The organism is Massilia luteola (assembly GCF_034420155.1).
In the GTDB taxonomy this organism is placed as follows: domain Bacteria; phylum Pseudomonadota; class Gammaproteobacteria; order Burkholderiales; family Burkholderiaceae_D; genus Telluria; species Telluria luteola.
Genome location: NZ_JAXOFN010000002.1, coordinates 468,425 through 482,910, shown reverse-complemented (window position 1 = coordinate 482,910; position 14,486 = coordinate 468,425). Strand labels below are relative to the sequence as shown.

Sequence of the window (14,486 nt, the reverse complement as noted above, 5' to 3'; positions counted from 1 at the left end):
GTTCATTCACTGTACTAGTACGGGTAGTACAGTAACATCGATATTTCGCGGTCGTCAAGCGGTGGCCGCTACGGCGAGGCCGCGCGACCGCCGCCGGCCGGCGCGGCATCGGCCCATCCGAGGCCCAGCGCCTTTTGCAGTGAGATGAAGTCGCCGGTCAACGCCGCGCGGGCGGCGGCCAGGTCCTGGTCGGCGGCAAGCAGTTGGCGTTCGGTGTCCAGCACGTCGATGAGGCTCGCCGTGCCGGCGCGTTGGCGCGCCTGTGTCAGCGTCGCCGCCTGCGCGGCCGCGGCGCAGGCGCGCGCGACGGTCGCCACCGTCGTGCGGCCCTGGCGGAAGCGCGCCAGCGCATCCTCGGCGTCGCGCAGTGCGTCCAGCACGGCGGCGCGGTACTGCGCTTCGGCCTCCGCGCGCACGCCCTCGGCCTGGTCGACGCGGACCCGGTTGCGGCCGAAGTCGAGGACGTTCCAGGTCAGCCGCGGCGCCGCGATGGCCGAGTAATCGTCCAGGCGCGTCAGGTCGGACAGGTGCGTGCCGCCGATGCCGATGAGGCCGAGCAAGGTCAGATGCGGAAAGCGTGCGGCCTCCGCCTGGCCGACCTGCGCCGTGCGCGCGGCCAGCGTGCGTTCGGCCGCGCGGATGTCCGGCCGGCGGCGCAGCAGGCCGGCGGGATCGCCGACGGGGACGCTGGCCGGCGGCAGCGGCACGGCGTCCACCGTGTCCGGACCGGCGGCCCCCAGTTCGCCGTCGAGCGCGCCCGGCGCGGCGCCGGCCAGCACGGCCAGCGCGTCGCGGCTGGCGTCCAGCTGGGCGGCGAGCGGTTCGGCCTCGGCGCGCGTGACTTCCAATTGCCCTTGCAGCCGCACGAGGTCCAGCGTCGACGCCGTGCCGCCCTGCACGCGCCGCTGCGTCAGGTCGACGATGCGCTGCTGGCGCGCGACGGCGGCGGCGGCCAGCGCCATGCGGGCCTGCGTGGCGCGCAGTTGCACGTATGCCTGCGCCACTTCGGCCGCGAGGCTCACCTGCGCATCGGCGAGGCCCGCCTCGGCCGCCTGCGCGCTCGCCGCCGCCGCCTCGGTGGCGCGGCGCTGGCCGCCGAACAGGTCGATTTCCCACGTGGCGTCGAAGCCGAGGCTGTACAGGTTCAGCGACGGCGGGAGCCGAAACCCGGCGCCGCTTCCGCCCGGCGCGGCGCCGGATCGCGGCAGCCGCGCGTGGGCGGCGAGCGCCGTGGCCGTGCCGTTCGGGAGCGTGTCCGCGTGCGCGCCGCGCAGGGCCGCGCGCGCCTGGCGCAGGCGCGCACGCGCGACGTCGAGATTCGGGTTCGCGCGCAATGCCCGGTCTTCCAGGCGGTCGAGGGCCGGGTCGCCCAGCGCCGTCCACCAGCGCGACGGCGCGGCGTCCGGGATGGCGCCGGCCTGGCCGCCGGCGCGCGCGAACGCGGCGCCCGGCGGCGCGGCCGGCGGTCCGGCGTAGTCGGGACCCACGGTACGGCAGCCGCCCAGCAGCGCCGCGGCGATCGGCAGGACGAGAATGATGGGTCGTCGCATGCGGCGCTCCGGTGGCGTCAATGGCCCGCGATGGGCGCGCCCGCGTTCAGCGGGCGCAGGAACAGCACGAGCGGGATCACGCAGGCGATGAACACGGCCAGGATCCAGAACAGGTCGATGTAGGTCATCGTCAGCGCCTCCAGCCGGATCGTGCCGGCGAGGCTGCGCAGGGCCTGCGGCATGCCGCCCAGGCCGTGCGCCTGCGCGGCGAGATAGTCGCCGACGGCCACGCGGTTGGCGTCCAGCGTCTCTTCCAGCCGGCGCGAGTGCAGCCACAGGCGCCGGTCCTGGATGACGGCGATGCCGGCCAGCGCGAGCGACCCGCCCAGGTTGCGGGCCGCGTTGAACAGGCCGGCCGCATCACTCGCGTGGTCGCGCGTGACCGACTGGATCGCGGCCTGGTTCAGGAACACCATCGCGAAGATGGTGCCGACGCCGCGCAACAGCTGCGAGAACACGAACTCGGCGCCGGCCGCCTGCGCCGTCAGGTCGGTCTCGTGCCAGGCGCTGAACGCCAGCACGGACAGGCCGAAGCCGACGGCCAGGCGGATGTCGACCCAGCGGATCAGCAGCGGGACGAGCGGCATCATCAGCAGCGCCGGCAGGCCGCCGAGCGCGACGATCTTCCCGGCCTGCAGCGCATTGTAGTCGGCGATGGCGGCGAGGAATTGCGGGATCACGTACGAGGTCCCGTAGATGACCATGCCGACCGTGATGCCCATGACGACGACGCTGCCGAACTGGCGGTCGAGCAGCAACCGCAGCAGGATCACGGGTCGCCTGGCCGTCAGCTGCCCGATCATCATGAGGACGAAGCCCGCGCACGACAGGATGCTGAGCCAGACGATCAAGGACGACGAAAACCACTGTTCGCGCTCGCCTTCTTCCAGCACCACGGTGAGGCCGCCGAGGAAGGCGGCGAGGCCGAGGATGCCGAGCCAGTCGGCGTCGGCAAGCATGTCCAGGCGCGCCGGTTCGTGGCGCAGGCCGACGAGCAGCAGCACGACGAGGCCGACGCAGATCGGGACGTTGAGGAAGAACGCATAGTGCCAGCTGAGGTTTTCGGTGAGCCAGCCGCCGATCAGCGGGCCGACGACGGGGCCGAGGATGGCGGTGGCGCCGAACATCGCGGTGCCGATCGGCTGCTGGCCGCGCGGCAGGCGCGTGGCGATGATGGTCTGCGCCGTGGGGATCATCGCGCCGCCCGTGATGCCCTGGCCCACGCGGGCCGCGATCATCATGGGCAGCGACGTCGACAGGCCGCACATCACGGAAAATGCCGTGAACAGCGCGGCCACCGCGAGCAGGAAGGTGCGCAGGCCGAACACGCGCTCGAGCCAGCCGGACAGGGGAATCATCACGATCTCGGCGACGAGGTAGCCCGTGGCGATCCACGTGCCTTCCGTGCCGCTGGCGCCGATCTCGCCCTGGATCGTGGGCAGCGAGGAGTTCACGATCGAGATGTCCAGCGTGGCCATCAGCGCGCCGAGGGTGCCGGCGGCCACGGCGAGCCAGGCGGCGGCGTCGGCCCGCTGCCCGCCGTTCATCGTCGGTCCTCGCGCCGTTGATGTGCCTTTTCTTCCTTGCGCACGTCCTTGATGGCGTCCTTGTCGTCGCTGGTGTCGACGGTGACCTTGACGGACAGCCCGGGCACGAGCACCTGCCGCACCTCGGGACTGGCGTCGAGTGCGATGCGCACGGGGATGCGCTGGACGATCTTGGTGAAGTTTCCGGTGGCGTTTTGCGGCGGCAGCAGCGAGAACTGGGCGCCGGTGCCGGGCGCCATGCTGTCCACGCGTCCGCGCAGCTTCACGTGCGGCAGCGCGTCGACCTTGATCTCGGCCGGCTGGCCCACGCGCATGCGGCCGATCTGCGTTTCCTTGTAATTCGCCGTGATGTACAGGCTGGCCACGGGGACGAGCGTCATCAGCCGCGCGCCCGGTTGCACGAACTGACCCATGCGCACGGTGGCGTCGCCGATGCGGCCCGCGATGCTGGCGGCGACCGTCGTCGCCTGCAGGTTCACGCCGGCCGCCTTCAGCTGCGCGGCCGCCGCTTCGCCCTGGGCCTCGGCCTGGCGCACCTGGGCGCGCAGCGACGCGATGCGCTTTTCGGCGTTGGCGAGGGCGGCGCGCTGCGCGGCCACCTGGTCGGCGGCCTGCGCGGCCTGGTTGCGGCGGTCGGCCAGCGCCTGCGCATTCTCCGCCCCGATCGCCACGAGCGGTGCGTAGCGCCGCGCCTCGCCCGCGGCGAAGCTAGCCGCCTGGCGCGCGGCCGCCAGCTGCGCGCGCGCGGCCGCCACGCTGGATTCCTGCTCCGCGATCTGGGCGCGCACGGCGTCCGCGTTGGCCTTGGCGATGTCGACCTGGGCCCGGAACTGCTCGGCCTGGGCGTTGTAGTCGCGCGGGTCGATGCGCACGAGGGGCTGGCCGGCCGCGACGTCCTGGTTTTCGCGCACGAGGACGGCGTCGACATAGCCGCCGACCTTGGGCGACACCGTCACCGCGTCGGCCTGGATGTACGCGTCGTCGGTCGTTTCGTGGTACTTGCCGACCAGCGCGTGGTAGGCATACCAGCCGCCGCCGGCCAGCAGCACGACGACGCCGCCGGCGATCAGCGCGGTGCGGATCTTGCGCTTCTTCTCGGGCGAGACCTGCGGTTTGCCGTCGTCGTCCTTGTCCTTGTCCTTGTCCTTGTCCTTGTCCTTGTCGGCGTCGTCCTTGTCCTTGCCGGGCGCGGGCTGCTGGTCGGTCATGTCCGCCTCTCCGTCACGACGGCACCCGGCCCGCGTGCGGCGCGCGGGCGGATGCCGTATCTTGCGGACAATGGTTCTCACCGGTCATGGAACAGAAACGATTGTTTGGTCAAACAACAATCGTACACATCCTGAACAGCCCGCGCTTTTCATTTGTGCGCGGAAACGGAACCCTACTGCAGGATGCGCACCAGCGCGCCCTCGCTCATCACGTAGACCGTGCCGTCGGGCGCGGTCGTGATGGCATCGATCGGCCCGAGGCTGCCCGGCGTGCCGGCGTGCGTGCCGACGGCGCCCGGGTTGCCCGCGATAACGGTCTCGATGCCGGCCGGCGTGATCTTGCGCACCGCGTACAGGTCCGCGCCCTCGCGCAGCGCCAGGTACAGGTTGCCGCCGCGGTCGGCCGTCATCCCGGTGATCTGCTCGTCGATGCCGCGCGACCGGCGCACGACGGCGCGCGTCCCGTCGGCGGCGATCCTGACCACGTTCCGGTCCGCATCGAGGCCCCAGCGCGTGCCGTCCTTGCCCCAATACGCGATGCCGACGGGGTCGTCGGCCAGCGTGGTGACGGTGCCGTCCGGCGCGATCTTGCGGTCATAGACCTTGACGCCCACGTCGGTCATCGGGCCGGGCACGGTGTCCGTGAGCCAGATGTTGCCGAGCCCGTCCTCCGCCAGCCGCTGCGGTGTCGTGAAGCTTGCCTTCGCCCCCACGCCGTCCGCGACGCCCGCGACCCCGGCCTGGCCGGCGATGAAATGGGACACGCCCGCCGCGTCGATCCGCGAGATGACGCCGTTCGACACCGCCAGCACGCTGCCGTCGACGGCCTCGCTGGTCGGGTAGTAGCTGGTCGCGCGATTCCCGGGCGGCAGGGGCAAGGTCGTGACGGCGCCGCCCGGGGTCACTTTGCGGACGCGGTCGACTTCGCCCACATAGATATTGCCCTGGGCGTCAGTGGCCAGTTCGTAGTGCGCGTCGGCCGCGAGGGCCGGCGTCAGCGCGAACTGCGCCGCGGCCCCGGTCGCGTCGACATTGGTCTGGGCGGCGGCACGCCCCGCGAACACGGTCATGGCGCCGGTGGGCGCGATGCGGCGGATGACCTGGCTGCTGTCGTCGCCCACGTACAGGTTGCCGGCCGCGTCGGCCACGAGGTTGGTGTAATAGGTGCTGCCCGATCCGGAGGCGGGCAGCGTGGCCAGGGTCGTCACCGTGCCGTCCGCGGCGATCTTGCGGATCCGGGGCGGGTAATCCGACTCCCGCTCGTAGGCGTTGCCGGCCCCGTCGACCGCAAGGGTCGAGCCGCCCAGGTACGCGGTGCCGCCGTCGGCGAAGACGAGCCTGGGCGTCGTCACGACGCCGGCCGCCGACACCCTGCGCAGTACGCCGTTGTCGATCAGCGTCAGATTGCCGGCGCGGTCGGCCGCGATCGCGCCGATCTGCTGGAATGCCGCCTGGTCGCCGGTGCCGTCGTTCATGTCGCCGGCGCCGCCGCCGGCCAGGGTGACGACGGTGCCGTTTGGCGCGACCCTGCGGATCGTCTTGCCGCCGTCGTTGACGTACAGGTTGCCGGCGGCGTCCATCGGGAGGCCGCGCGCGTCGGTGAAACGCGCGCTCGCGCCGGCGCCGTCGGCGTTCCCCGCCTGGTCGGCGGCACCGGCGAACAGCGTGCGGGTGCCGTCCGGCGCCGTGCGGTAGATCGCCGTGGCCGTCCCGGTCGGCCGGGCCGCGTCGTAGAGATTGCCGGCGGGGTCGACGGCGATGGCGAGGGCCTCGCGCAGCGCCGGGTTCCGCGCCTGCGTGGCGATCGCGCCGGTCGCGAGGTCGATCGCCCGCACGCCCGGCGTGAAGGGATAGAGGGCGGCGGCGTCGACGAGGTACAGTGCCCCCGACGGCTGGATGGCGAGGACGCCGGGCAGCGCCAGGCGGCCGTCCGTGCCGTCCAGGGTGCCGGGCCCGCCGGGCGTGCCGGCGACCAGCGCCAGCCCTTTCGGCACCGACACGCTGAGCACCGCCGCGGTACTGGCCGTGCTGCCGCGCGGCCCGGTCGCGACGGCCGTGAATGTGCTGCCGTTGTCGGCGGCCTGCGGATGGGCCAGCGTGTACGTCAGGCCGGCGGCGCCCGGGATGTCCTTGCCGTCGCGCTGCCACTGGTAGCTCACGGTCGTGCTGTCGGCGGCGACGGCGAAGGTGGCGGCCTGGCCCGCGACGACCGATTGCGAGACGGGCTGGGAGGTGATCGCCGGACCGGCCGCGGCGGGCGGGGCGGGCGTCGACCCGCCCGTGTTCCCGCCGCCGCCCGCCGCGGGTGCGCTGCCGCCGCCACCGCCGCCGCATGCGGCCAGGGCAATGGCGAGGGAGAGAAGTGCGGCGCGGCCGCACAGGCGCGGCAGCGGACGTGGTCGGGTTTGCGGGGACATCTCGGCTCCTTGTCGGTGGCGCGGCCGGCGGTTGGCGCGGCAGCGGAATGGTCGCAAGGATAACAGCGCAAGCGTGTCGCAAAATTCAACGATTGTCACATTGTCGCACCATTGCGCGGACCGCCTACTCGACGGTGACCACCCGCGCCTGCGGATCGCGCCCGCGTATGAAGTTGACGACGGCATCCGTCGTCACGGTATCGATCTGCCCGGCCATGCGCCGCTCGAACGGATGGTCGTCGAACGCGACGTTGGCGCGGAACATGCGGGCGCCCAGGCGCGTGACGGCCGGGATCTCCACCGTCGGTACGCGATAGCCCTGGCGCTGCAGCCACGACTGGGCCTCGGCGCGCGTCTCGACGGCGCCCGGCGGCGCGCTGGCGGCGGCCAGCGTCTCCAGCACCCACTGGTTGGAGTTCTGGTAGCGGGTCGAGTACACGTACGACAGCATGTTGTAGTGCGGTTCGTGCAGGCGCCGCGCCGTCCGGCCCGCGAGCAGTGCCGCCACGCGCGCCTGCACGTCCGGCCCGGGAATCACGACCTGGGCGCGGTAGCGATACAGATCGGTGAGGAAGAAGTTGCCGACGCCCTCCACGTACAGGTCCGAGTCCGCCGTGCCGCACATGTTCAGTTCGTGCACGACGGTCCAGCGGCCGGCCGCATGGTCGCGCACGACGATCCCCGTGTGCGAGTATTCCAGTCCGTATTTGCTGAGATCCTGGCCGGCGCGCGCGAGGATGGCGACGGTGGCGCCGCTGGCGTCCAGCGCGGCGAACGTGCGCTGCGCGAGCGCCATCGAGCGGGTCACCTCGTCCACGCTCAGCGGTTCTTCGCGGCAGCCCTGGCCCGCATGCGCGGGGAGGGCGGCCGCCAGGGCCAGCGCGCAGGCCAGCGCGGCGCGGCGGAGGTCAGGACGCGCGCGCATGGTGCAGCAGGGCCTGGCCCACTTCGTTCGGAATGAAGGCGATCACCTTGCCCGACAGGACCAGCGCATGGCCGGCCGACATGGCGACGACCTGCAATACGGTGCCGGCGCCGATCGACAGGCCGCGCGCCGCCGCGCCGGACAGGCGCACCGTCGCGCGGCTGGCCTGGCCCGCGCCCTCCAGCACGACCTCGATGCCGTCGCCGACGGCGGTCACGCTGTCGACGACGACGCTGCCCGTGATGCCGACGACGGCGATCGACCCGAGGACGACGCTGCCGGTGACTTCGCTGATGGCCTCCGAGGGGGACGATGGGTCGGCGGCGCTGGCGCTGGCGCAGGCGAGGCCGAACAGGGTTGCGAGCAGCAGGCGTTTCATGGTGTCTCCGTGTCTGAAAAGTGACGCCATCTTGCCCGTGGGGCGGCCCGAGGCCAAGGGCGTGACGCGCCGGGCGCATGGCATGCACCGTGCGGTAGCGTATGCCGATACCGGAGGGCGCGTACCGTGCACGGGTCCCGGGCGAAACAGTTTTAATATGCGCAATCCGACGACCAGCGAACCACAGGAGGACCGAATCCATGATCGACTCCAGCGACATCAACCAGGCCAGGCGCGACCTGCTGATCGGCGGCGCGCTGTCCGCGACGGCCGTCGCGCTGCCGCCGCTGGCCTGCGCACAGGGCGCGGACGCGGGCGAGGCCGGCGCGGGGACCACGCCGGCGCCCGTGACGGCGCCGGTCGCGCTGCGCGTCAACGGCCAGCGCTACGAAATGGACCTCGACACGCGCACGACGGTGCTCGACATGCTGCGCGAGCACCTGCACCTGACCGGCACCAAGAAGGGCTGCGACCAGGGCCAGTGCGGCGCCTGCACGGTGCTCGTCGACGGCCGCCGCATCAATTCCTGCCTCAGCCTGGCCGTCATGCACGACGGCGCCGACATCACGACCATCGAGGGCCTCGGCACGCCGCGGAAACCGCATCCGCTGCAGGCCGCGTTCGTGCGGCACGACGGCTACCAGTGCGGCTATTGCACGCCGGGCCAGATCTGCTCGGCCGTGGCGGCGCTGGACGAGCTGCGGCACGGCATTCCGAGCCACGTGAGCGCCGACCTGGCGGCGCGGCCGCTGCTGTCGCCGATGGAGCTGCGCGAGCGCATGAGCGGGAACATCTGCCGCTGCGGCGCGTATTCGAACATCATCGATGCGATCACGGAAGTCGCCGGCGCCGCCGGCAAGGGAGATGCGGCATGAGGGCGTTCACCTACCAGCGCGTCGCCACCCCCGCCGAAGCGGCGGCGGCGGCCGCGCGGCAGCCGGGATCGCGCTTCATCGCCGGCGGCACCAACCTGCTCGACCTGATGAAGCTGGAAATCGAGACGCCGGCCCACCTCGTCGACGTCAACGGCACGGGCCTCGACCGGATCGAGCCGACGCCGGACGGCGGCCTGCGCGTGGGCGCCCTCGTGCGCAACACCGACCTCGCGGCCGACCTGCGCGTGCGACGCGACTACGCCGTGCTGGCGCGCGCGCTGCTGGCCGGCGCGTCGCCGCAGTTGCGCAACAAGGCGACGACGGCCGGCAACCTGCTGCAGCGCACCCGTTGCTCGTATTTCTACGATACGAACCAGGCGTGCAACAAGCGCAGGCCGGGCAGCGGCTGCGCCGCGATCGGCGGCTACACGCGCCAGCTGGCCATCGTCGGCCACAGCGAAGCGTGCATCGCCACGCATCCGAGCGATATGGCGGTGGCGATGCAGTTGCTGGACGTGGGCGTGGAAACGGTACGGCCGGACGGCACGGCGCGCACGATACCCATCGCCGATTTCTACCGGCTGCCGGGCGCCACGCCGCACATCGAGAACACGCTGGCGCCGGGTGAACTGATCACCGCGGTCACGCTGCCGAAGCCCTTGGGCGGCAAGCACTATTACCACAAGGTGCGCGACCGCTCGTCGTATGCGTTCGCGCTGGTGGCCGTCGCCGCCGTCGTGCAGCCGGACGGCAGCGGACGCGTGGCGCTGGGCGGCGTCGCGCACCGGCCGTGGCGCGTGCCGGCGGCGGAAAGCCAGATGCCGCACGGCGCGAAGGCCGTCACCGACCCGTTGCTGGCCGGGGTGCGGGTCACGACCGACAACGCGTTCAAGGTCCCGCTGGTCCAGCGCACGCTGGCCGCCGTGCTGGCCGATGCGCGCAAGGCTTGAGGAGCGATCCATGAAATTCACGACACCCGCCACGACCAATCCGATCGACCGGCTGCAGGTGGTCGGCAGGCCGACCGACCGCATCGACGGGCCGTTCAAGACGACCGGCACCGCGACCTACGCCTACGAACAGCACAAGGCGGCGCCGGACGCCGCCTACGGCTGGGTCGTCGGCGCCGCCATCGCCAAGGGACGCATCGCGAAGATCGACACGGCCGCCGCGCGCGCGGCGCCCGGCGTGATCGCCGTCGTCACGCACGAGAACGCGGGCAAGCTCGGAAAGGGCGACAAGAACACGGCCCGGCTGCTGGCCGGTCCGGACGTCCAGCATTATCACCAGGCCGTGGCCGTCGTCGTCGCTGACACGTTCGAGCAGGCGCGCGCCGCGGCGAGCCTCGTGCGGGTTGATTACGCGCCCCAACATGGCGTGTACGACCTCGAGGCGGCGATGAATGCGGCCGGCCCGGCGGGCAAGCAAAAGGACAAGTCGACGACCAGGGTGGGCGACTTCGACAAGGCCTTCGCCACGGCGCCCGTCAGGCTGGACGCCGTCTACCGGACGCCGGACCAGACGCACGCGATGATGGAACCGCATGCGTCGCTCGCCGTGTGGGAAGGCGAGAAGCTGACCTTGTACACGTCGAACCAGATGATCCACTGGGGCGTGCAGGACATGGCGAAGACGCTGGGCATCCCGGAAGACAACGTGCGCCTCGTGTCGCCGTACATCGGCGGCGGCTTCGGGGGCAAGCTGTTCCTGCGGTCGGAGGCGCTGATGGCGGCGCTGGGCGCGAAGGCGGCCGGGCGGCCCGTGAAGGTGACGCTGCAGCGCGCGCTCATGATGAACAACACGACGCACCGGCCGGCGACGATCCAGCATATCCGCATCGGCGCCACGCGCGAAGGCCGCATCACGGCGATCGCGCACGAGAGCTGGTCGGGCGACCTGCCGGGCGGCCAGCCGGAAACGGCGGTGAACCAGACGCGCCTGTTCTATGCGGGCGCCAACCGCTTCACGCAGATGCGCCTGGCCGTGCTCGACCTCGCGGAAGGCAATGCGATGCGCGCACCGGGCGAGGCGCCTGGCCTGATGGCGCTGGAGATCGCGATGGACGAGCTGGCGGAAAAGCTCCACATGGACCCGGTCACGCTGCGCATCGTGAACGACACGACGGTGGACCCGGAAAAGCCGGGCCGCAAGTTCTCGACGCGGCGTTTCGTCGACACGCTGCGCATCGGCGCCGAGCGCTTCGGCTGGAACAAGCGCAATCCGATGCCGGGCCAGGTGCGCGACGGCCGCTGGCTCGTCGGCTACGGCATGGCCGGCGCGTTCCGCAACAACATCAATACGAAGTCCGGGGCGCGCGTGCGCCTCGAGCGCGACGGCACGGTGACGGTCGAGACGGACATGACCGACATCGGCACCGGCAGCTACACCATCATCGGCCAGACGGCGGCCGAGATGCTGGGCGTGCCGCTCTCCCGCGTGACGGTGAGGCTGGGCGATTCGGCGTACCCGGTGTCGGCCGGGTCGGGCGGCCAGTGGGGCGGCAACAGCGCGACGGCCGGCGTGTACGCGGCCTGCGTCAAGCTGCGTGAGAACGTGGCCAGGAAGCTGGGATTCGACCCGGCGCAGGCCGACTTCGCGGGCGGCATGGTGCGCGCCGGCGCCAAGGCGCTCCCGCTGGAACAGGCGGCGCACGCTGCCGCCGTCGTCGGCGAGGACACGATGGAGTACGGCGACCTGGCCAGGAAATACCAGCAGTCGACGTTCGGCGCCCACTTCGTCGAGGTGGCGGTGGACGCGGCGACGGCGGAGGTGCGGGTGCGGCGCATGCTGGCCGTGTGCGCGGCGGGGCGCATCCTGAACCCGAAGTCGGCGCGCAGCCAGGTGATCGGCGCGATGACGATGGGCGTGGGCGCCGCGTTGATGGAAGACCTCGTCGTCGACAAGCGCGTCGGCTTCTTCGTCAACCACGATCTGGCCGGCTACGAGGTGCCCGTGCATGCGGACATCCCGCACCAGGAGGTGATCTTCCTGGACGAGACGGACCCGATGTCGTCGCCGATGAAGGCGAAGGGCGTCGGCGAACTGGGCATCTGCGGCGTGGCGGCGGCGGTCGCGAACGCGGTCTACAACGCCACCGGCGTGCGCGTGCGCGACTACCCCGTCACGCTCGACAAGCTGCTGCCCGGGATGCCGGCCTATGCATGACGAGCGCGTGGCGATAAGCCGCTAGAATGGCGGATGCGGGTGTCCGCCCGCGCCTTTGACTGGATATCATGAACGATCTTTCCGGCCGTGCCAGCGTGGCCGGCGTCGAGCAATGCCTGCGCGAGCGCGACTGGTCGGACTCCCCGCTCGGTGCGCCGTCCGGCTGGCCGCCGGCGCTGGCCCATGCGGCCCGCTTCATGTTCGACGCCGCCACGCCGATGTTCCTCGGCTGGGGCGAGGCGCTGGGCGTGCTGTACAACGATGCGTCCGTGCCTTTGCTGGGGGGCCACCATCCCGCGACGTTCGGCCGCGGCCTGCGCGACTGGCCGGAGGCCTGGGCCGAGCTGCAGCCGCACGTGGCGCGGGCGCGCGCAGGCGCCGCGTTCCGGGTCGAACTGCCGGCGCATGCGCTGGGCGAGGGCCCCGCCGCGCCGCCTTGGCTCGACCTGGCGTTCGCGCCGCTGCGCGACCTCGACGGTGTCGTGCGCGGCTTTTCCTGCCTCGTCGCCGAGACCACCCGGCTGCGCGCGGCGGAGGCCGAGTTCCGCACGATCACGAACGCCATGCCGCAGATGGTCTGGACGACGCGGCCGGACGGCTATCACGACTACTACAACGAGCGCTGGTACGACTTCACGGGTTCCGACGTGGGCGCGACGGACGGCGTGGGCTGGAGCGACATGGTGCATCCGGACGACCGCGCACGCACGTGGGAGACCTGGCAGGCGTCGCTGGCCACCGGCGCGCCGTACGAGATCGAATACCGCATGCGCCACCGCAGCGGCGAATACCGCTGGCTGCTGGGGCGCGCGCTGCCGGTGCGCGACGCGCACGGGCACATCGTGCGCTGGATGGGCACGTGCACCGACATCCACCAGCACAAGCGCAACGAGGACGCGCTGCGCGCGAGCGAGACGCGGTTCCGGCGCCTGGCCGAATCGAACGTCGTCGGCATGGTGCGCTACCGCATGGACGGCGCCATCATCGACGCCAACCAGGCTTTCCTCGACATGCTGGGCTATTCGCGCGCGGAATTCGAGCGGGGCGGCCTCGACTCGCGCACGCTGACGCCGCCCGAGTGGACGGACGCCACGGCGCGGGCGATGGAACAGTTGCGTACGACGGGACGCGTGGAGAACCTCGTCAAGGAATACTTCCGCAAGGACGGCAGCCGCGCGAGCGTGCAGATGGGGTCCGTCACGCTGGACGATCCGCCCACGGAGGGCCTCGCGGTGATGATCGACGTCACGCCGATCCAGGAAGCCCGGCACGCGTTGCGCGAGGCGGACCGGCGCAAGGACGAGTTCTTGGCGATGCTGGCGCACGAGTTGCGCAATCCGCTCGCGCCGATCACGGCGGCCGCCGACTTCCTCAAGGTCGGCCACGCGCACGACCCGCGCATCCGCCAGGTGCAGACGATCATCACGCGCCAGGCGCGCCACATGACGGGGCTGATCGACGACCTGCTCGACGTCTCGCGCGTCACGCGCGGCCTGATCACGCTGGAACGCGCGCCCGCGGCGCTGGCCGGCGTGATCGCCGAGGCCGTGGAGCAGGTGCGGCCGCAGGTCAAGGCGAAGAACCACCACCTGGAACTGCACCTGCCGTCCGACGACGCGCAGGTACTCGGGGATCGCAAGCGCCTCGTGCAGGTGTTCGCCAACATGCTCGGCAACGCGGCGCGCTACACCGCGGATGGCGGGCGCATCGACCTGCACCTGCGGCTGGAGTGCGGGCGCGTCGTGGTGGACGTGTGCGACAACGGCATCGGTATGGCGCCGGACCTGACGGCGCGCGCGTTCGAGCTGTTCTCGCAGGCCGAGCGCAGCGCCGACCGGTCGCAGGGCGGCCTCGGGATCGGCCTCGCGCTCGTGAAGAGTCTCGTCGAACTGCACGACGGGACCGTGTCCGCCCACAGCGACGGACCGGGCCGGGGCAGCCGCTTCACCGTCGCGCTGCCGCGCCTGCGCGGCGAGGCCGACGACGCGGGCGACGAACCGGTGGCGACCGGTGCCGCGGCGGCGGCCGAGGCGCTGGACATCCTGATCGTGGACGACAACGTGGATGCGGCCCAGATCCTCGCCATGTACATCGAGGCCGTGGGCCATCGCGCCACCGTCTGGCACAGCCCCGGCAAGGCGCTCGCGTACGCCGCGGCGCACCGTCCCGACGTGTGCGTGCTCGACATCGGCCTGCCCGAATTCGACGGCCACGAGCTGGCACGGCGCCTGCGTGCGCAGCCGGGCATGGCGGACGTGCCGCTGGTGGCCGTCAGCGGCTACGGCCAGGCGCACGACCGCGACCGGGCGCTGGCTGCGGGCTTCGACCGCCATTTCGTCAAGCCGGTGATGGCGGCGGACATTCTCGCGGTGCTCGCCGACGTGATCGGGCGCCGCGCCGGCACCTCACCAGGAGACTGA

General features: G+C 71.9%; 10 protein-coding genes. 4 read left to right on the top strand and 6 right to left on the bottom strand.

From position 1 onward, the window contains the following. Positions 1 to 68 precede the first annotated feature (68 nt). The 6 genes from U9J41_RS05140 to U9J41_RS05115 all read right to left on the bottom strand — a co-directional run bounded on the left by U9J41_RS05140 (position 69) and on the right by U9J41_RS05115 (position 8,026). Positions 69 to 1,550, bottom strand: coding sequence for an efflux transporter outer membrane subunit (locus tag U9J41_RS05140; protein ID WP_322400619.1), 1,482 nt, complete (start codon positions 1,548 to 1,550; stop codon positions 69 to 71). 17 nt (positions 1,551 to 1,567) lie between these two features. Further along, the gene (locus U9J41_RS05135) at positions 1,568 to 3,097 is read right to left on the bottom strand and encodes an MDR family MFS transporter (protein ID WP_322400618.1); all 1,530 of its coding nucleotides are present in this window, start codon (positions 3,095 to 3,097) and stop codon (positions 1,568 to 1,570) included. After that, on the bottom strand, positions 3,094 to 4,305 hold the full coding sequence (locus U9J41_RS05130; RefSeq protein WP_322400617.1) for an HlyD family secretion protein: 1,212 nt from the start codon (positions 4,303 to 4,305) through the stop codon (positions 3,094 to 3,096). The genes U9J41_RS05135 and U9J41_RS05130 overlap by 4 nt, the downstream gene beginning before the upstream one ends. Positions 4,306 to 4,478: 173 nt before the next feature. Next, complete coding sequence (locus tag U9J41_RS05125; RefSeq protein ID WP_322400616.1) at positions 4,479 to 6,722, bottom strand: hypothetical protein; 2,244 nt, start codon at positions 6,720 to 6,722, stop codon at positions 4,479 to 4,481. A gap of 124 nt (positions 6,723 to 6,846) precedes the next feature. After that, the gene (locus tag U9J41_RS05120) at positions 6,847 to 7,647 is read right to left on the bottom strand and encodes a DUF2145 domain-containing protein (protein WP_322400615.1); all 801 of its coding nucleotides are present in this window, start codon (positions 7,645 to 7,647) and stop codon (positions 6,847 to 6,849) included. Then, positions 7,631 to 8,026, bottom strand: coding sequence for a hypothetical protein (locus tag U9J41_RS05115; protein ID WP_322400614.1), 396 nt, complete (start codon positions 8,024 to 8,026; stop codon positions 7,631 to 7,633). The genes U9J41_RS05120 and U9J41_RS05115 overlap by 17 nt, the downstream gene beginning before the upstream one ends. 200 nt (positions 8,027 to 8,226) lie before the next feature. Between U9J41_RS05115 and paoA the strand changes: the two genes are divergently transcribed. The 4 genes from paoA to U9J41_RS05095 all read left to right on the top strand — a co-directional run bounded on the left by paoA (position 8,227) and on the right by U9J41_RS05095 (position 14,486). Next, positions 8,227 to 8,901, top strand: a complete 675-nt coding sequence (gene paoA, locus U9J41_RS05110) for an aldehyde dehydrogenase iron-sulfur subunit PaoA (protein ID WP_322400613.1) — start codon at positions 8,227 to 8,229, stop codon at positions 8,899 to 8,901. Then, positions 8,898 to 9,851, top strand: a complete 954-nt coding sequence (locus tag U9J41_RS05105) for an FAD binding domain-containing protein (RefSeq protein WP_322400612.1) — start codon at positions 8,898 to 8,900, stop codon at positions 9,849 to 9,851. The genes paoA and U9J41_RS05105 overlap by 4 nt, the downstream gene beginning before the upstream one ends. Positions 9,852 to 9,861: 10 nt before the next feature. Next, complete coding sequence (gene paoC, locus U9J41_RS05100) at positions 9,862 to 12,066, top strand: aldehyde oxidoreductase molybdenum-binding subunit PaoC (RefSeq protein WP_322400611.1); 2,205 nt, start codon at positions 9,862 to 9,864, stop codon at positions 12,064 to 12,066. Positions 12,067 to 12,134: 68 nt separating this feature from the next. Continuing rightward, complete coding sequence (locus tag U9J41_RS05095) at positions 12,135 to 14,486, top strand: PAS domain-containing hybrid sensor histidine kinase/response regulator (protein ID WP_322400610.1); 2,352 nt, start codon at positions 12,135 to 12,137, stop codon at positions 14,484 to 14,486.

Bases quoted from the DNA above. Each gene is read 5' to 3' on its own strand.
- U9J41_RS05120 (WP_322400615.1), bottom strand. From the start codon at position 7,647: ATGCGCGCGCGTCCTGACCTCCGCCGCGCCGCGCTGGCCTGCGCGCTG.
- U9J41_RS05130 (WP_322400617.1), bottom strand. From the start codon at position 4,305: ATGACCGACCAGCAGCCCGCGCCCGGCAAGGACAAGGACGACGCCGAC.
- paoC (WP_322400611.1), top strand. From the start codon at position 9,862: ATGAAATTCACGACACCCGCCACGACCAATCCGATCGACCGGCTGCAG.
- U9J41_RS05095 (WP_322400610.1), top strand. From the start codon at position 12,135: ATGAACGATCTTTCCGGCCGTGCCAGCGTGGCCGGCGTCGAGCAATGC.
- paoA (WP_322400613.1), top strand. From the start codon at position 8,227: ATGATCGACTCCAGCGACATCAACCAGGCCAGGCGCGACCTGCTGATC.
- U9J41_RS05140 (WP_322400619.1), bottom strand. From the start codon at position 1,550: ATGCGACGACCCATCATTCTCGTCCTGCCGATCGCCGCGGCGCTGCTG.
- U9J41_RS05135 (WP_322400618.1), bottom strand. From the start codon at position 3,097: ATGAACGGCGGGCAGCGGGCCGACGCCGCCGCCTGGCTCGCCGTGGCC.
- U9J41_RS05115 (WP_322400614.1), bottom strand. From the start codon at position 8,026: ATGAAACGCCTGCTGCTCGCAACCCTGTTCGGCCTCGCCTGCGCCAGC.
- U9J41_RS05105 (WP_322400612.1), top strand. From the start codon at position 8,898: ATGAGGGCGTTCACCTACCAGCGCGTCGCCACCCCCGCCGAAGCGGCG.
- U9J41_RS05125 (WP_322400616.1), bottom strand. From the start codon at position 6,722: ATGTCCCCGCAAACCCGACCACGTCCGCTGCCGCGCCTGTGCGGCCGC.